Origin of the sequence: Pseudomonas sp. DY-1 (assembly GCF_003626975.1) — a bacterium.
Taxonomy (GTDB): Bacteria; Pseudomonadota; Gammaproteobacteria; order Pseudomonadales; family Pseudomonadaceae; genus Metapseudomonas.
Map to the genome: position 1 here is coordinate 2,749,501 of NZ_CP032616.1, position 15,576 is coordinate 2,765,076.

Sequence of the window (15,576 nt, forward strand, 5' to 3'; positions counted from 1 at the left end):
AAACAGAAAGCCGAAGCCCGCTCGGCAATGAACTGGAAACCAATCTCCAAGCCGACTCACACCGTGAACAACCAAAAGAAAACCCCGGCACTTGGCCGGGGTTTTCTTGGCAGCAACGGATTATCAACCCGCCTCGTATCCAGCGACCTTGCTGGCCTGGGCCTTGCCGCCCAGCTTCAGGCGGTAGCAGCCCCACATCACCAGCAGCCAGACCGGGATGGCGTACACGGACACCTGGATGCCCGGGATCATCAGCATGATGCCGAGGATGAACAGCACGAAGGCCAGGCACAGGTAGTTGCCCATGGGGAACCAGAGCGCGCGGAAGCCGGTGCGGACACCGTCCCGGTCCATGCGCTGGCGGAACTTCAAGTGCGAGTAGCTGATCATCGCCCAGTTGATCACCAAGGCAGCCACCACCAGAGACATCAGCAGCTCCAGGGCATTGTGCGGTACCACGTAGTTGACGATGACGGCCAGGAACGTCACCCCGGCCGACACCAGCAGCGAGCGTACCGGTACACCACGCTTGTCGACCTTGGCGAGGGAACGCGGGGCGTCGCCCTGCTCGGCCAGGCCCAGCAGCATGCGGCCGTTGCAGTAGGTACCGCTGTTGTAGACCGACAACGCGGCGGTGAGCACCACGAAGTTCAGCAAGTGAGCAGCGGTATCGCTGCCGATAAGAGCGAATATCTTCACGAAGGGGCTGCCGCTGTAGGCGTCACCGGCGCTGTTGATGGATGCCAGCAGCGCATCCCAGGGGCTCAGCGAGAGCAGCACTACCAGGGCACCGACATAGAAGATCAGGATGCGGTAGATCACCTGGTTGATCGCCTTCGGGATCACCTGCTTGGGCTTGTCCGCCTCAGCTGCGGTGAAGCCAAGCATTTCCAGGCCACCGAAGGAGAACATGATGAAGGCCATGGCCATCACCAGGCCGCTGACGCCATTGGGGAAGAAGCCGCCATGGGCCCAGAGGTTGCTCACGGCCGCCTGCTCGCCGCCGCTTCCGCTGAACAACATCCAGCACCCCAGGACGATCATGCCGACGATGGCGACCACCTTGATCATGGCGAACCAGAATTCGGCTTCGCCGAACAGCTTCACGTTGGCCAGGTTGATGGCGTTCACCACCAGGAAGAACACCGCGGCGGTGGCCCAGGTGGGCACTTCCGGCCACCAGTAATGAATGTACTTGCCCACAGCGGTGAGCTCGCTCATGCCTACCAGGATGTAGAGCACCCAGCAGTTCCAGCCGGAAAGGAAGCCGGCGAATCCGCCCCAGTATTTGTGCGCGAAATGGCTGAATGAGCCGGCAACCGGCTCTTCGACGATCATCTCGCCGAGCTGGCGCATGATCAGGAAGGCGATGAATCCGCAGATGGCATAGCCAAGGATCATCGAAGGACCGGCGGACTTGAGCACCCCGGCGGAGCCGAGGAAAAGACCGGTGCCGATGGCGCCACCGAGGGCAATCAACTGGATGTGGCGATTCTTCAGGCCGCGTTTCAGCTCGCCTGAGTGTTGCATGTCACTCATTGCGTCACCTTTTGTTGTTGTCGTGACGGGATTTCACCCGCCGGACTTGTGGTCCGGCGGAGGTTTGCAAGGCAGGTGGGTAAACCTTTACTGCGCGTCTGGCTGTACCTCCGGAGCAGCATTCCTGAATGCTTCGAGGGCGTCGCAGCGCGCTGCGATATCGAGGATGCGCGGATAGGCCGACAGGTCACAGTCGAAGCGTCGGGCGTTGTAGACCTGAGGCACCAGGCAGGCCTCCAGGTAACCCGGCCGGCTACCCAGGGAGAGCTTGCCGCCGAGGGGCTCCAGGCCCTTTTCCACAGCCGCTAGGCCGAGGGCGACCCAGTGGCGGTACCAAGCGTCCTTGGCCTCGTCTGCCACGCCCAGTTCGGCCTTGAGGTACTGCAGCACGCGCAGGTTGTTCAGCGGATGCACGTCGCAGGCGATATGCATGGCGAGGGAACGCACCAGCGCACGTTGGGCCGGATCAGCCGGCAGTAACGCCGGTACGGGGAAGACTTCATCGAGGTATTCGAGGATTGCCAGGGACTGTGCAATGCGGATTTCGCCACCAGCATTACCCGAATCCACCAGCAGTGGCAGGAGGCCTTGGGGGTTGAGATCGCGATAGGCCGCCTGGTGCTGCTGGCCACCATCCTTGACCAGGTGCACGGGTTCCTGGCGATAGGCCAGGCCCTTGAGGTTGAGGGCGATACGCACGCGGTACGCAGCGCTGGAGCGCCAGTACCCGTAGAGGGTGAGTTCAGTATTCATGGCGTCGGGCCGATTTTTTGTTTGCGCCATCTCACTCTGGCAGCGCCTGGCGAACAAGGCGCGAGATTGCGCTTGGCGCGGCGCCGAACGGTCGATCCGGAAAGTTTTCCTTACGCCACCCCGGGTGTGTCGATACCGCCTGCCAGGCGCACCACTCGCGTAAGGATTTCTTGACGGGGCGTTCATCCAGGCTTCCAGGTGCGATCCCTCCTGGCCGACCAGCGGCGATAGGCAAGAAGTTCTGGCCTGTGCCATATGAAAGCAATGCGCCACCAATCCTCGCAGGGAAGCTGCCTGATGCCGCACCTGAACGACCTGTACGACAACCTGGTTAACCTTTGCTACGAGTGCGTCCTCGACGAGGGCGCGTGGCGCTCGCTGCTGGAGGGGCTGGCGAGCGCGACCGGCCACCAGATGGGTGCCCTGTTGTTCGTCGACCAGCGCGACCAGCGACCGCAGGTCACCGCCATCAATCTGTGCGACCCGGCCAGCGTCGAGGCGTACAACGCTTACTACCACCAATACGACCCGGCCAAGGCGGTGCTGGTACCGCGCCCGGTGGGCAGTTGGTATCACGACCTGGAAGACCTCGGCCCGCAGCGCATTCGCCGCGACCCGTACTATCAGGAGTTTCACATCCCCTTCGGCATGAACAACATCTCCTGCATCAAGCTGCACGAGCAGGATGGCTCGGGCATCTACCTGTCTCTCCTGACTGCGGTGGGAGCGGCTTTGCCGGAGATGCTGCAGCGCGACCTACTGCAACGCCTGAGCCCTCACCTGCTGCGTGCGGCACGGATGAGCAATCGACTCCAGGAGCTGAAGCTGGACGTGGCACGCCGCGACCTGCTGCTGGAGCGCCATCCAGCGCCCGTCTGGCTGCTGAATGGCGAGGGGCGGGTACTGTTCTGCAATCGCGAGGCGGAACGACGCATAGGCCAGGCGGCCTTCGCTCTGCAGGACCGCCACGGACGCTTGCATGGCAAGACCCTGGACGGGCGCCTGCAAGCGCTCATCCGCCAAGCTACCGGGTCCGACGGCAAGCGCCGCGCTGGTTGGCTGAACCTGGCCGGCGATCCACCCGCTCGCCTGTTGGTGACGCCGGTCCCCGAAGCGTCCGGGCTGGCGCCCCGACGCAGCAGTCCCCTGGCAATGCTGGCACTGCTGGAAAACCGGCCAGGAAGCCAGTGGCTCGCCGATCTGTTCCAGCTCAGCCCAGCTGAGCAGCGTCTGGCCGAACTGCTCCTCCAGGGACTGACACCGGAGGCGTGCGCCGAGAAACTCAACGTCTCGATCAACACCGTGCGCACGCAACTGCGCGCACTTTTCCGCAAGACCGAAACAGAACGCCAGGCGGAACTGGTCACCCTCCTCACTCGCTTGCAAGGGCTCTGAATAGTGCTGTCCAGTCGTGCCGAAAGCACGATTTCATCTATATGGATGATTGCAGGCAGATAGCCATCAACTAAGGTTCAACTCGAAGTGAATATCTGCCTTCATCCCGCGTGACGGGTCTAGGAATCCACGTCTGGCCAGAGGAGATGGCAAGTGGAAGAGATCAGTGATCCGGAAGAGTTGAACAAAGGCATAGAACAACAACAGCGACTTCACGACGAGCTGGAACAAATCAGGGCCGAACGTGAGCAGTTGCGCCTCGAGAAGCCGACGCCTCCCCGCGAGGCGGAGCCGCCACCGAGCAATATCCTGCCGTTTCCCTACCGTAAATTGCCGAGCCCAAGTCTGCGCTGCGGCAACGCCTTGCTGCAGGACTATCTCTATGGCGTGGAATCCGACGCTTTGCGCACCCTGCCGGAAGAGCGCACCCGCCAGTTGTTCGACTTCGCCACCGGCGCACCTGCGGCCCGTGCCCTGCGCTGCCGACGGCGCATGTTGGCCCGCGCCCTGGATGACACCTGCCTGCGCGCCGGCAAGGCGGCTCGCATGCTGTGCATCTCCGGCGGTCATTTCCGCGAGGCGGAACTAGCCCGTGAACTGCGCCATGGACGCTTCGGCGAAATGATGGTGTTCGATGACGATGCGGCGCGCCTGGAAACCGTGCGCAGGAGCTATGGCGCGCTGGGCGTACTCACGCGTCACGGCACTCTGGACCAGTTGCTGGCAGGCGAATGCGGATTCGAGGGCTACGACCTGGTGTACTCCGCCGGAGTCACCGAGTTGCTGGATGACCGCCGTAGCGAGCGCCTGGTGAATCGGCTGTTCCAGGCCTTGCGGCCGGGCGGACGCCTGTTGCTGGCCAACTTCCGTCCCGGGGTCAACGGCATTGGCTTCCTTGAGGGGCTGCTGGACTGGCGCCCGCAATACCGCCACGACGTGCAGATGCTCAGCCTGCTGGACGGCGTCGACTACAACCAGATCGCCTCGGCGCGCGTATTCCACGATATCGGTCAGCGCGTGGTGTTTCTGGAAGCAGTGAAGTACGGCTAAGAGGATGGGCGTTGCGGGTCGGGTGCACCGAGCGCCAGCAATGTCAGGCCCCACGACTGTTCCGCTTGTGACGCCGAACCGGTGCGCATGGCGCACCCTACTGCTACCGATTGGCGTCGCCTTCTTCAGCCTGGGCGTGGGAGCGGATTCAGTCGCGATTGAAATCGCTCCCACCATTCAGCCCTGTTGCAGGTGCCCGTAAAGCTTGGCGTAGAGACCACCTTCAGCGATGAGCTGCTGGTGGTCGCCGTCCTCGGCGATGTGGCCGCCGTCGAACACGAGCACCCGGTCGGCCTGCTTAACCGCAGACAAGCGGTGGGCGATGATCAGGGTGGTGCGTCCGTTGAGGAAGGTGCCGAGGGCCTGGTGCAGGGCGTACTCGGTGGCGGCGTCCAGGGCTGAGGTGGCTTCGTCGAGGATCACCACCTTCGGCTGGGCCAGCACCATGCGGGCAATGGCCAGCCGCTGCCGCTGGCCGCCGGAAAGGCGCACGCCGGATCGACCCACCACGCTGTCCAGCCCCATGGGCAGGTTACGGATGGTTTCGGCCAACTGGGCGATTTCCAGGGCGCGCCAGCAGGCCTCGTCGCTGCGCTCGCGGCCCATGGTCAGGTTGGCGCGCACGCTGTCGTTGAACAGCGCCGGGTGTTGCAGGACCACCGCGACGTTGTCGCGCACTTCGGCCAGGCCGATCTCGTCCAGCCGGCTGCCGCCAAAGCGGATCTGCCCGGCCTGGGGCTGGTAGAGCCCCAGCAGCAATTGCACCAGGGTGCTCTTGCCGCCACCGCTGGCGCCCACGATGGCGACCTTCTCGCCAGGGGCAATGGACAGGTTGAGGCCATCCAGCACCGGTTCATCGCCATAGGCGAAGCGCAGCCCCTTCACTTCGATCCCCACGGTCTCGCGGCCCCGGAACGGATCGACGCTCGGGTTGTACTGGGGCTCGTCGGCACGGGCCAGCAGCTCGTTGATCCGGCCGAGCGCGGCGCCGGCTGCATAGTAGGAATACTGCAGGCCGAGCAACTGCTCCACCGGACCGATCATGAACCAGAGGTAGCTGAACACCGCCAGCATCTGGCCAATGGAAAGGTCGGAGAAGAGCACCGTGAGCATGGCCGCGGCGCGGAAGAAATCGATACCGAACTGGAACAGCAGGCCACTGGTGCGCCCCGCTGCGTCGCTCTTCCACTGGGACGCGACGGCATAGTCACGGACTTCCTGGGCGCGCTGGCCGAGGCGGCCGAAGAAGAAGCCCTGGCGGTTGCTGGTACGCACTTCCTGGATGGCTTCCAGGGTTTCGGTGAGCGCCTGGGTGAAGCGCGCGGTGCTGTCGTTTTCCAGCTTCTTGAGGTGCTTGACCTTCTTGCCCAGTTGCACCGTGGCGTAAATCACCAGCGGGTTGAACAACAGGATCAGCAGCGCCAGCTGCCAATGCATCCAGACCAGGATGGCTGCCGTGCCGGTGAGGGTCAGCACTGCCACGAGGAAACGGCTTAGCGTCTCGCCGACGAATTTGTCCAGGGTATCCAGGTCGGTCACCAGGTGAGCGGTGACGGTCCCACCACCGAGGCTCTCGTATTCGCCGAGGGATATACGTTTCAAGCGTTCGATCAGGCGGGTACGGATGCGATAGACGATGTCCTTGGCCAGTCGCGCGAACAGGCGTGCCTGCAGCACGTTGAACACCAGGGCCATGCCACGCAGCAGCAGGGTCACGACCAACATCAGGCCGATGTAGCCGACGGCGCTTTCCCAGGGCTGGGGCAGGAAGTTGTCCATGAAGCGCAGGGCAGCATCGCCGCGCTGCAGCAGCACTTCATCGACCAGCAACGGCAGCAGCAATGGAATGGGCACGCTGCAGAGTGTGGCCAGCACGGCGACCAGATTGGCCAGCCAGAGGGCCCTCTTGTGGTGCAGGGCCAGACGACGGATTTCCGCCCAGCTCAGGCGATCAGGCATGGGCACCCCGCTCCAGCCAGCGGCCCAGCAAAGGCGCGAGTTCATCAAGTGGCTGGTAGCCGTTGGTCAGTAGCGCAAGCTGGCCGTCACGCTCGGCCAGCAGGGTAGGAAAGCCGGCGATACCGAGGTCCTGCACCCAGGTGAAATCGGCGACCGTCGCCTCATGGCTGGTGGCGGCATCGAAAGCGGCGGCGAACTCGATGCGCGGAATGCCGATCTGTTCGGCCAACTCCACCAGGACGGCGGCCTGGGTCACGTTGCGACCCTCCGCGTAGAAGGCGTGCTGGATTCGCTTCACCAGCGGCCAGGCCAGCTCCGGCGCCAGGGAGCGGGCAACCACCAGGGCGCGGCAGGCCGGCTCGGTGTCGTAAATGAAGCCGTCGGGCATAGCGCCTTCGAAACGGAAGGGCTGCCCGGTGGCCTGGTTGACCGCCTGCCAATGTTCGAGGATGTAGCGCTTGGTCTGGGCATCCAGTGCAGCGCCCTGGCCGGTACGCAGGCCACCGGCCACCAGGTGCAGCTGAATTCCGGCTGCAGCAGCCTGCTCGGCGAGCGCCGTGACCACCGGGGCGAAGCCCCAGCACCAGGAACACATCGGGTCCATCACATAGAGCAGGCGGGCGTTAGGCAAGCTCAGTCCTCCAGGGCTTGACGCGGGTCTCGGCCGATCGGGTGAGGCAGATTGCGGGCCTTGGCCAGTTCGATCTGCTTCTGCCGCTCGATGGCACTGGCACGGGTCTTCTCACTCAGGCTATCCCAGCAGTGCGGGCAGCTGATGCCGGCGGCGTAATGCTCCGACCGGCGATCTTCCACGGAAATCGGGTTGCGACAGGCATGGCACTGGTCGAAATCCCCTTCCGAGAGATCGTGACGCACGGTGACACGGTTATCGAAGACGAAGCAGTCGCCACGCCACAGGGTTTCTTCCTGGGGCACTTCTTCGAGGTACTTGAGAATGCCGCCCTTGAGGTGGAAGACCTCTTCGAAGCCCTGGCCGAGCATGTAGCTGGAAGCCTTCTCGCAGCGGATGCCGCCGGTGCAGAACATTGCGACCTTCTTGTGCACCGCAGGGTCGAAGTTGGCCTTGATGTAGTCGGGAAACTCGCGGAACGACTTGGTCTCGGGGTCGATGGCGCCCTCGAAGGTGCCAATGGCCACCTCGTAGTCGTTGCGTGTATCGATCAGCAGCACTTCGGGGTTGCTGATCAGGGCGTTCCAGTCCTTGGGGTCGACGTAAGTGCCGACATTCTGGTTAGGGTCTACGCCGGGCACGCCAAGGGTGACGATTTCCTTCTTCAGCTTGACCTTGGTGCGATAGAAGGGCTGCTCATCGCAGTAGGACTCCTTGTGGTCCAGGTCCACCAGGCGCGGATCGATCCTGAGCCATGCAATAAGCGCGTCGATGGCTTCACGCGTGCCGGACACAGTGCCGTTGATGCCTTCCTCAGCCAGCAACAGGGTGCCCTTGACGCCATTATCGAGCATGGTCTTGAGCAGGGGTTCACGCAGCGCGACGTAGTCCTTCAGGGTGACGAACTTGTACAGCGCCGCAACAACGATCTGGGTCATGCGGTACTTCCTCCAGTGGTCGCCCGCGTAAAGGGCGGACCGGGTGACAGAAACGACAGCGCCGGCTGGGCCGGCGCTGTGCGAAGTCTATCAAAAAGCCGCGGGCCGGAGGCTGCGTGAAATGGTCTCAGGCGCCGAATGGAAGTTCGAAAACCTCGGCGAGGCCGCCGCGACCAGACGCAACACGGTATTGGCAAATCAGACAGTTTTACTCAGTGATCGTGCTTGCTGCCGCCACGGCAGGTCGGCGAATCCGGCGCGGCGCCCTGCGCGGCCCACTCCTCGGGGGTGTAGGTATGCAGGGCCAGGGCATGGACTTGCCCCATCAGGTCGCCGAGGCTGGCGTAGACCTTCTGGTGGCGCTTGACGGCATTCAGCCCGGCGAACACCGGGCTGACGATCACCGCCTTGTAATGGGTTTCCAGGCCACGACTGTGCATGTGGCTCTCGTCCAGCACGTCAAGGTGCTGCGGTTCGAGGGCCTGCAAGGCGTTCAGGATGCGGTCACGCATGGACATCGATCGACTCCGCTTACTGCTTCTTCTTGTCCTGGGGCGCCAGTTCGCTGGTCATGTCGCTCAGCAACTTGTTGACCTCGGGTACGGCGGCTTCCAGGCGGCCCTGGGTGAGCTGGGCGGATTGCTGGGTCAGAGACGGCATCTTTTCCAGCACTTTCTTGCCCAGGGGGGATTCATAGAAGGTGATCAGTTCCTTCAGTTCGCTCTCACTGAAGTTGCTGGTGTAGATCTTCACCAGTTCAGGCTTCAGCTTGTCCCAACCGACGGCCTTGTCCAGGGCAGCATTGGCCTTGGCCTGATAGCTCTCAAGGGTGGCCTTCTTGCTCGCGGGCGCCTGGGTCTGCTGGAAACGCTGTTCGAACATCTGCTGCACCTGGGCATAGACCGGAACGGTCAGCTTGTCGGCACGGGCGAGCTTGAGGAAGCGCTCGGCATCGGCGGCATGGCTGGCGGCATCGGCCAGGACCTGGCCACTGGCGCAAGCCAGCAGTACGGCGGTGCAGAGAACGCGAAGCTTGGTCATTGGGTTTCCTTGTCTGGGCTCGGATGACGGGGTGCTGCCCCGGGGCTGGTCATTCTGCGCTCAAGCGGAGATCGGGCTCAAGCAGCGGCTTTTTTCGACAACCGTGTGGCAAAAATGTGCAATACCGCACTCCACGAAGATGTTGTCAAAATGCCATCACTTGCTCATGCTTCCGCCCACTGGGCATGCTTTGGCGACTAGGAAATCTGCCGGCCCCATCGACGGAATTTCCGATGAGGTGCAATCAGTTTCAACAAGTTCCGTACGAAAAGTCACCAAGCGCAGACCGATTTCGTCGAGAAACTGAAGTGCCCAGGCTTCGCACACACATGGACGTGCCCGATGAACAGCCATATATCCACCCTGCCGCCGGGAATTCCCGCGCTCTGCGATGCCCGCGGCAAACTCGCGCCCGCTGCTGTCGGCTGGTCAAGTCGACCACGCTTGAACTGCGCGATCCCCGGTAACTTCGGTCGTCGCAAGCGCTGGAACCACTGGTGCATCACCACCCCGCGCTGGATGCTCTCGCTGACCCTCGCGGACCTGGATCTCCTGGGCTACGGCGCCGCGTACTTCCTCGATCTCGATACTGGCCAGGCGGTCGCCCATACCCAGTTGCGGCCATTCGCCCTCGGCTGCCGCCTTCCGAATACGCCGCTGGAAAGCCACAGCTTCGATCATCCCCATCTGCAGATCCGCGTCGACGAGCACCCCGGCCGCCTGAGCCTGCGAGTGGAAGCGCCAGACCTTGGAGGCCAGCCGCTGCACGTCGCCCTGGATGTCCTGCGTCCGGCTCATCTGGATTCTGTGAATCTGGTCGCCCCCCTCCCCGGCGGCTGCTTCCATGCCAGCAGCCGCCAACTCGGCCTGCCCGCCAGCGGCAGCGTGCAACTGGGAACACGGCATTACGACTGCATTACCGGCCATAGCTTCGCCGCGCTCGATTTCGGCCGTGGCGTCTGGCCCTTCCATAGCCAATGGACCCGCGCCGCTTTCGCCGCCCCAGGTGGTATCGCCGGTAATTTCGGTGCCGGCTGGACCGACTCGAGCGGCCTGACCGAGAACGCCCTTTGGTTCGGCGGCAGCCTGTCCAAGCTCGACCGTCCCGTGCAGATCGAACAGGCACCGAACAACCCCCTGGCGCCCTGGCGCCTGTCCACCGCCTGTCGCCGGGTAGAGCTGACATTCACGCCGCGACAGCTGCACCAGGCCCGTCCGCGCCTGGGGCTGTTCTATGCCAACACGCGGCAATGGTTCGGCCGCTTCGACGGCGTGCTGCGCAGCCCGGATGGTGAATGCGTGCCAGTGACCAACGCCCTCGGCTGGTTGGGGGCCACCCACGCGCGCTGGTAATTGCCCGAACGGTTGAACCGAGTGCGGGAGAGAGAGCCTAAACTGCGGAATCAATAGCCGGAGCCAACCCAAATGAGCCGCACAGAAACCGACAGCCTGGGGCCAGTCGAAGTCGCCGACGACGCCTATTGGGGCGCCCAGACCCAACGTTCGCTGGAGAATTTCGCCATTGGCGGCGAACGCATGCCCCTGGCGCTGGTGCACGCCCTGGCCCTGATCAAGAAAGCCGCCGCGCGGGTCAACGGCCGCGACGGCGACCTGCCGCCGGACGTCGCACGGCTGATCGAACAGGCTGCCGACGAAGTGCTGGCCGGCAAGCATGACGACCAGTTCCCCCTGGTGGTCTGGCAGACCGGCAGCGGAACCCAGAGCAACATGAACGTCAACGAGGTGATCGCCGGCCGCGCCAACGAACTGGCCACCGGACAGCGCGGCGGCAAGAGCCCGGTCCACCCCAATGACCACGTGAACTTCGCCCAGAGCTCCAACGATTGCTTCCCCACCGCGATGCATATCGCCATCGCCAAGGCGGTGCAGCAGGAGCTGCTGCCGGCCATCGCCGAACTCTCCGGTGGCCTGGCCGAGCAATCGGCGCGCCACGCGCACCTGGTGAAGACCGGCCGTACACACATGATGGATGCCACGCCGATCACCTTCGGCCAGGAACTCTCCGCCTTCGTCGCACAGCTCGACTACGCGGAGAAGGCCATTCGCGCCGCCCTGCCCGCGATCCTGCAACTGGCCCAGGGTGGTACCGCCGTAGGCACCGGCCTGAATGCCCCCCACGGTTTCGCCGATTCCATGGCCGCCGAGCTGGCGGCGCTGTCGGGGCTGCATTTCGTCTCGGCACCGAACAAGTTCGCCGCCCTCGCCGGCCATGAGCCGCTGGTGAACCTCTCCGGCGCCCTCAAGACCCTGGCCGTGGCCCTGATGAAAATCGCCAACGACCTGCGCCTGCTGGGCTCCGGTCCACGTGGAGGCCTGGCCGAAGTGCGCCTGCCGGCGAACGAACCGGGCAGCTCGATCATGCCCGGCAAGGTCAACCCCACCCAGTGCGAGGCGCTGTCGATGCTGGCCTGCCAGGTGATGGGCAATGACGTCACCGTCGGTTTCGCCGCCAGCCAGGGGCACCTGCAACTGAACGTGTTCAAGCCGGTGATCGTGCATAACCTGCTGCAGTCCATTCGCCTGCTCGGTGACGGTTGCCGAAACTTCCAGCAGCACTGTGTGGCCGGCATGGAGCCGGATGCAGCACGCATGGCCGACCACCTGGAACGCGGCCTGATGCTGGTCACCGCGCTCAACCCACACATTGGCTACGACAAGGCTGCGCAGATCGCCAAGAAGGCCTACACGGAAGGGACCACCTTGCGTGCAGCGGCTCTGGCGCTGGGCTACCTGACCGAAGAGCAGTTCGACGCCTGGGTGAGGCCGGAAGGCATGCTGGAGGCCGGTCAACATGGTTGAGACGGTCAAGCACGGCGCCACGCCGCTGGAAGGTGATGGCAAGCGCATCCTGATGATCCTCGGCACGCCCAAGGGCGGCAGCCTGTGCCATGCCTTGAGCGAAGCCTACGCACAGGGTGCACGCAGCGAGGGTCACGTGGTACGCCTGCTGAAGCTCGGCGAGATGCATTTCGACCCGGTGCTGCGCGAGGGTTATGACCAGAGCCAGAACCTGGAGCCCGACCTGCTCGAAGCGCAGCGGCAAATCCACTGGGCGGAACACCTGGTGTTCGTCTACCCGGTCTGGTGGGGCGGCCTTCCGGCGCTGCTCAAGGGCTTCTTCGACCGCGTATTCCTGCCCGGTTTCGCCTTCCGCTATCGCGGTCAGTCACAGGCCTGGGACAAGCTGCTGACCGGGCGAACCGCCGACCTGCTGGTGACCCTGGATACACCGCCCTGGTACTTCCGCTGGATCTACGGCGCGCCGGCGCACAGGCAGATGGTGCGCACGATCCTCGGCTTCTGCGGCATCAGGACGCGCCGCCTGACCGAGTTCTCCCCGGTGCGCCCCTCCTCGGAGGAGCAGCGCCAGACCTGGTTGCGCAAGGCGGAAACGCTCGGCACCCGCTGCTAGGCTCCTGCTGCCTTTGGAAGTGGGAGCGAATTCATTCACGAATGAATCCGTTCCCAGCGTCCATTATTCCCCGCCCACCAATGCCGCCTGACGACGCGCGCGCCAGCTGCGCACCAGCGAAGGGGCCAATGCGGTGAGGGCCGAACCCAGCACGACGAACAACGCGCCGGCATAGGCGATCAGGTTGATTTCTTCCGGCTGCACATGATCCGGCCAGAGTGCCGCGCAGGCGGCGACGCTGGCGAAGGTCACCAGCGGGGTGATGGCCAGGGTGGCACTGACCCGCGAGGCTTCCCAGTGGGCCAGGGCTTCGGCGAAAGCACCGTATGCCACCAGTGTGTTCAAGCAGCAGGCCAGCAGCAGCCAGCCCTGCAGCGGGCTGAGGTTGAACAGTTCCATGGGGTGCGCCCAGGGCGTCAGCAAGGCGGCGCAGCCGAGGTAGATCACCATCATCACCTGCGCCGAGCTCCAGTGACTCAGCAATTGCTTCTGAGCCAGGCCATAGAAGGTCCAGACGAAGGCCGACAGCAGGATCACCAGTACGCCCAGGGTGTACTCGCTCATGGAGGTCAGCAGTTCTTCCAGTCGCTGATTGAAGAACAGGCCGAAGCCGAGCACCGTCACCACCAGGCCGAATGCCTGCCCAAGGCTGAAGCTCTCCTTGAAGACAAACAGGCTGCTCAGCAGGAACAGGATGGGCGCTACCTGGATCACCAGTTGCGTGGTGCCTGGGCTCAGCATGCGCAGGCCGATCAGGTAGCACACGTAGTTGCCGGTGAGTCCTCCCACCGCCAGCACCACCAACCAGCGTCCCCGCGCACCCAGCGGGCGAATGGCCGGCAGCCTGCGGTTGGCGCCCAGGTAGAGGAACAACAACGAGCCCGCGACGACCAGGCGGTACCAGGTGACAGTCACCGGGTCCATGCTCTGCAGGACTTCCTTCAGCCAGATGGGCAGGACGCCCCAGAGCACAGCCGTGACCAGGGCAAGGAACAGGCCGTAGACCCAACGGCCGGAGGAGATATGCATGGGGACCTCAGGAGGAGCCCGCCGGCGCCGGCAGCAGGCGAAATGGAAGAGGCCATTCTAGAAGGGTCGGGTTCCAGGGCACAGGAACAGTTTCGGTCCTGTCAGTGACACAACTGTACCTGTCGCACCGGCCCCAGTTCCGGCAGCCGCCTGTCGAACCCCGGAGCAAGCGCGCCAGCGCTGATTAGACTCAAATAGCCAATGCATGACGGAGGTGGTCCGATGTTCGGTCGACGTGCGTGCGACGTGGCCTCAAACACCCACTATCGGAGTGAGCGGGTCAGCGCCGTGAACGGTCAGTACTTCTTTTCCACCCGAGAGGGAACGCTGGAGGGGCCCTACTTCACACGAGTGGATGCGGAGCGGGAAATCGCGCTGTACATCCGCCGCATCCAGCAATCCAACACCCTCCTCGCGCTTCGGGGCCGATAAGTGCCCCGCAATGAAAGAACCCGCGCCAGGCGCGGGTTTTTCTTGTTTGGTCGACTCCGTCTGGCTTCCTGCCGCTGTGGGAGCGATTTCAATCGCGAATGAATTCGCTCCCACAGGTCGCCCCGACAGCGAGCCCAGGCCTTAGCGGTAAGCCTCGAACAGCCCGGTGGCGCCCATGCCGCCGCCGACGCACATGGTGACGATGCCGAAGCGCTTGTCGCGACGCTGCAGTTCGCGCACCAGGTGGCCGACCTGGCGTGAACCGGTCATGCCGAATGGGTGGCCGATGGAGATGGAGCCGCCATTGACGTTGTACTTCTCGTTGTCGATCCCCAAGCGATCACGGGCATAGAGGCACTGGGAAGCGAAGGCTTCGTTCAGTTCCCACAGATCGATATCGTCTACAGTCAGGCCCTTGGCCTTGAGCAGCTTCGGCACCGAGAACACCGGCCCGATGCCCATTTCGTCAGGTTCGCAACCGGCAACGGTGAATCCGCGGAAGTATGCAATCGGTTTCAGGCCCAGCTCCAGCGCTTTGTCCAGGCTCATAAGCAGGGTCATGGAGGCACCGTCGGACAGCTGCGAGGAGTTGCCGGCGGTCACCGAACCGTCCTCGGCAAATACCGGTTTCAGGGACGACAGGCCTTCCAGGGTGGTATCGGCGCGGTTGCAGTCGTCGCGATCCACCACGCCGTCCAGGATGTTCTTCTGGCCGGTGGCCTTGTCCTCGACAAAGTACTTCACGCTCATTGGCACGATTTCATCGTTGAACAGCCCCGCGGCCTGGGCGCGAGCAGTGCGCTGCTGGCTTTGCAGGGCATAGAGGTCCTGCGCTTCGCGGGTGACGTTGTAACGGCGCGCGACGATTTCGGCGGTCTGCCCCATGGGGTAGTAGATGCCGGGGTGTTCGAGCTTCAGGCGCGGGTTGACGAAGTTGTCCTGGTTGATGCTCTTGAGCGTCAGGGTGATGGACTCGACTCCGCCGGCCACCATCACGTCGCTGCAACCCGAAGCGATCTGGTTGGCAGCAATGGCGATGGCCTGCAGACCCGAGGAACAGTAGCGGTTGAGGGTCATACCGGCGACGCCGACGCCCAGTCCCGAAAGGACTGCCACGTTGCGGCCGATATTGTGGCCCTGGGCGCCTTCGTTGGAGCCAGCACCGACCACGCAATCGTCCACCAGCGCCGGGTCGATATCGTTGCGCGACAGCAGTGCGTTCACGCAATGGGCGGCCATGTCGTCCGGCCGGGTCATGTTGAACTTGCCGCGGAAGGACTTGGCCAGGCCAGTCCGCACGCTGTCGACGATCACCACTTCACGCATGACGCACCTCGTTCCAGTTGGGAGGGATAGTGGGGGCGAGAATAGTTCCG

At 63.7% G+C, this 15,576-nt stretch carries 15 protein-coding genes; 6 read left to right on the forward strand and 9 right to left on the reverse strand.

The window, feature by feature from the left end:
* Positions 1–123: 123 nt before the first annotated feature.
* Both D6Z43_RS12965 and maiA read right to left on the reverse strand, forming a co-directional pair.
* Positions 124–1,539, reverse strand: coding sequence for an amino acid permease (locus D6Z43_RS12965; protein ID WP_120652599.1), 1,416 nt, complete (start codon positions 1,537–1,539; stop codon positions 124–126).
* Between the two features lie 87 nt (positions 1,540–1,626).
* Complete coding sequence (gene maiA, locus D6Z43_RS12970; protein ID WP_120652600.1) at positions 1,627–2,292, reverse strand: maleylacetoacetate isomerase; 666 nt, start codon at positions 2,290–2,292, stop codon at positions 1,627–1,629.
* Between the two features lie 297 nt (positions 2,293–2,589).
* Between maiA and D6Z43_RS12975 the strand changes: the two genes are divergently transcribed.
* Both D6Z43_RS12975 and D6Z43_RS12980 read left to right on the forward strand, forming a co-directional pair.
* On the forward strand, positions 2,590–3,687 hold the full coding sequence (locus D6Z43_RS12975) for a helix-turn-helix transcriptional regulator (protein WP_120652601.1): 1,098 nt from the start codon (positions 2,590–2,592) through the stop codon (positions 3,685–3,687).
* A gap of 153 nt (positions 3,688–3,840) precedes the next feature.
* Complete coding sequence (locus tag D6Z43_RS12980) at positions 3,841–4,737, forward strand: class I SAM-dependent methyltransferase (protein ID WP_120652602.1); 897 nt, start codon at positions 3,841–3,843, stop codon at positions 4,735–4,737.
* Positions 4,738–4,914: 177 nt separating this feature from the next.
* Here D6Z43_RS12980 and D6Z43_RS12985 read toward each other — a convergent pair whose 3' ends face one another.
* The 5 genes from D6Z43_RS12985 to D6Z43_RS13005 all read right to left on the reverse strand — a co-directional run bounded on the left by D6Z43_RS12985 (position 4,915) and on the right by D6Z43_RS13005 (position 9,306).
* Positions 4,915–6,696 (reverse strand): ABC transporter ATP-binding protein, encoded by a 1,782-nt coding sequence (locus tag D6Z43_RS12985; RefSeq protein WP_120652603.1) that lies wholly within the window; start codon positions 6,694–6,696, stop codon positions 4,915–4,917.
* Positions 6,689–7,291: a DsbA family protein gene (locus D6Z43_RS12990; protein ID WP_162945897.1), complete on the reverse strand. Its 603-nt coding sequence runs from the start codon at positions 7,289–7,291 to the stop codon at positions 6,689–6,691. Before D6Z43_RS12990 ends, D6Z43_RS12985 begins: the two co-directional genes overlap by 8 nt.
* A 38-nt stretch (positions 7,292–7,329) precedes the next feature.
* Positions 7,330–8,265 (reverse strand): rhodanese-related sulfurtransferase, encoded by a 936-nt coding sequence (locus tag D6Z43_RS12995; protein WP_120652604.1) that lies wholly within the window; start codon positions 8,263–8,265, stop codon positions 7,330–7,332.
* A 212-nt stretch (positions 8,266–8,477) separates the two neighbouring features.
* Positions 8,478–8,783 (reverse strand): BolA family transcriptional regulator, encoded by a 306-nt coding sequence (locus tag D6Z43_RS13000; protein ID WP_120652605.1) that lies wholly within the window; start codon positions 8,781–8,783, stop codon positions 8,478–8,480.
* Positions 8,784–8,796: 13 nt separating this feature from the next.
* Positions 8,797–9,306, reverse strand: coding sequence for a DUF2059 domain-containing protein (locus tag D6Z43_RS13005; RefSeq protein WP_120652606.1), 510 nt, complete (start codon positions 9,304–9,306; stop codon positions 8,797–8,799).
* 342 nt (positions 9,307–9,648) lie between these two features.
* On the opposite strand from D6Z43_RS13005, the gene D6Z43_RS13010 reads away from it, so the two are divergent.
* The 3 genes from D6Z43_RS13010 to D6Z43_RS13020 all read left to right on the forward strand — a co-directional run bounded on the left by D6Z43_RS13010 (position 9,649) and on the right by D6Z43_RS13020 (position 12,739).
* The gene (locus D6Z43_RS13010; protein WP_120652607.1) at positions 9,649–10,659 is read left to right on the forward strand and encodes a DUF2804 domain-containing protein; all 1,011 of its coding nucleotides are present in this window, start codon (positions 9,649–9,651) and stop codon (positions 10,657–10,659) included.
* A 72-nt stretch (positions 10,660–10,731) separates the two neighbouring features.
* Entirely contained in the window at positions 10,732–12,126 is a 1,395-nt protein-coding gene (locus D6Z43_RS13015) for a class II fumarate hydratase (protein WP_120652608.1), read from the forward strand.
* Positions 12,119–12,739 (forward strand): NAD(P)H-dependent oxidoreductase, encoded by a 621-nt coding sequence (locus tag D6Z43_RS13020; RefSeq protein ID WP_120652609.1) that lies wholly within the window; start codon positions 12,119–12,121, stop codon positions 12,737–12,739. Before D6Z43_RS13015 ends, D6Z43_RS13020 begins: the two co-directional genes overlap by 8 nt.
* A 63-nt stretch (positions 12,740–12,802) precedes the next feature.
* Here the strand turns inward: D6Z43_RS13020 and D6Z43_RS13025 are convergent, their stop codons facing one another.
* Positions 12,803–13,768 (reverse strand): DMT family transporter, encoded by a 966-nt coding sequence (locus D6Z43_RS13025; protein ID WP_120652610.1) that lies wholly within the window; start codon positions 13,766–13,768, stop codon positions 12,803–12,805.
* Between the two features lie 222 nt (positions 13,769–13,990).
* Here D6Z43_RS13025 and D6Z43_RS13030 point away from each other — a divergent pair, with 222 nt between their 5' ends.
* The gene (locus tag D6Z43_RS13030) at positions 13,991–14,200 is read left to right on the forward strand and encodes a DUF6316 family protein (RefSeq protein WP_120652611.1); all 210 of its coding nucleotides are present in this window, start codon (positions 13,991–13,993) and stop codon (positions 14,198–14,200) included.
* 141 nt (positions 14,201–14,341) lie between these two features.
* On the opposite strand, the gene D6Z43_RS13035 is transcribed toward D6Z43_RS13030, so the two are convergent.
* Positions 14,342–15,526 (reverse strand): thiolase family protein, encoded by a 1,185-nt coding sequence (locus D6Z43_RS13035; protein ID WP_120652612.1) that lies wholly within the window; start codon positions 15,524–15,526, stop codon positions 14,342–14,344.
* Between the last annotated feature and the right edge of the window lie 50 nt (positions 15,527–15,576).

Bases quoted from the DNA above. Each gene is read 5' to 3' on its own strand.
- D6Z43_RS12965 (WP_120652599.1), bottom strand. From the start codon at position 1,539: ATGAGTGACATGCAACACTCAGGCGAGCTGAAACGCGGCCTGAAGAAT.
- maiA (WP_120652600.1), bottom strand. From the start codon at position 2,292: ATGAATACTGAACTCACCCTCTACGGGTACTGGCGCTCCAGCGCTGCG.
- D6Z43_RS12975 (WP_120652601.1), top strand. From the start codon at position 2,590: ATGCCGCACCTGAACGACCTGTACGACAACCTGGTTAACCTTTGCTAC.
- D6Z43_RS12985 (WP_120652603.1), bottom strand. From the start codon at position 6,696: ATGCCTGATCGCCTGAGCTGGGCGGAAATCCGTCGTCTGGCCCTGCAC.
- D6Z43_RS12990 (WP_162945897.1), bottom strand. From the start codon at position 7,291: ATGTGTTCCTGGTGCTGGGGCTTCGCCCCGGTGGTCACGGCGCTCGCC.
- D6Z43_RS12995 (WP_120652604.1), bottom strand. From the start codon at position 8,265: ATGACCCAGATCGTTGTTGCGGCGCTGTACAAGTTCGTCACCCTGAAG.
- D6Z43_RS13000 (WP_120652605.1), bottom strand. From the start codon at position 8,783: ATGTCCATGCGTGACCGCATCCTGAACGCCTTGCAGGCCCTCGAACCG.
- D6Z43_RS13005 (WP_120652606.1), bottom strand. From the start codon at position 9,306: ATGACCAAGCTTCGCGTTCTCTGCACCGCCGTACTGCTGGCTTGCGCC.
- D6Z43_RS13010 (WP_120652607.1), top strand. From the start codon at position 9,649: ATGAACAGCCATATATCCACCCTGCCGCCGGGAATTCCCGCGCTCTGC.
- D6Z43_RS13015 (WP_120652608.1), top strand. From the start codon at position 10,732: ATGAGCCGCACAGAAACCGACAGCCTGGGGCCAGTCGAAGTCGCCGAC.
- D6Z43_RS13020 (WP_120652609.1), top strand. From the start codon at position 12,119: ATGGTTGAGACGGTCAAGCACGGCGCCACGCCGCTGGAAGGTGATGGC.
- D6Z43_RS13025 (WP_120652610.1), bottom strand. From the start codon at position 13,768: ATGCATATCTCCTCCGGCCGTTGGGTCTACGGCCTGTTCCTTGCCCTG.
- D6Z43_RS13030 (WP_120652611.1), top strand. From the start codon at position 13,991: ATGTTCGGTCGACGTGCGTGCGACGTGGCCTCAAACACCCACTATCGG.
- D6Z43_RS13035 (WP_120652612.1), bottom strand. From the start codon at position 15,526: ATGCGTGAAGTGGTGATCGTCGACAGCGTGCGGACTGGCCTGGCCAAG.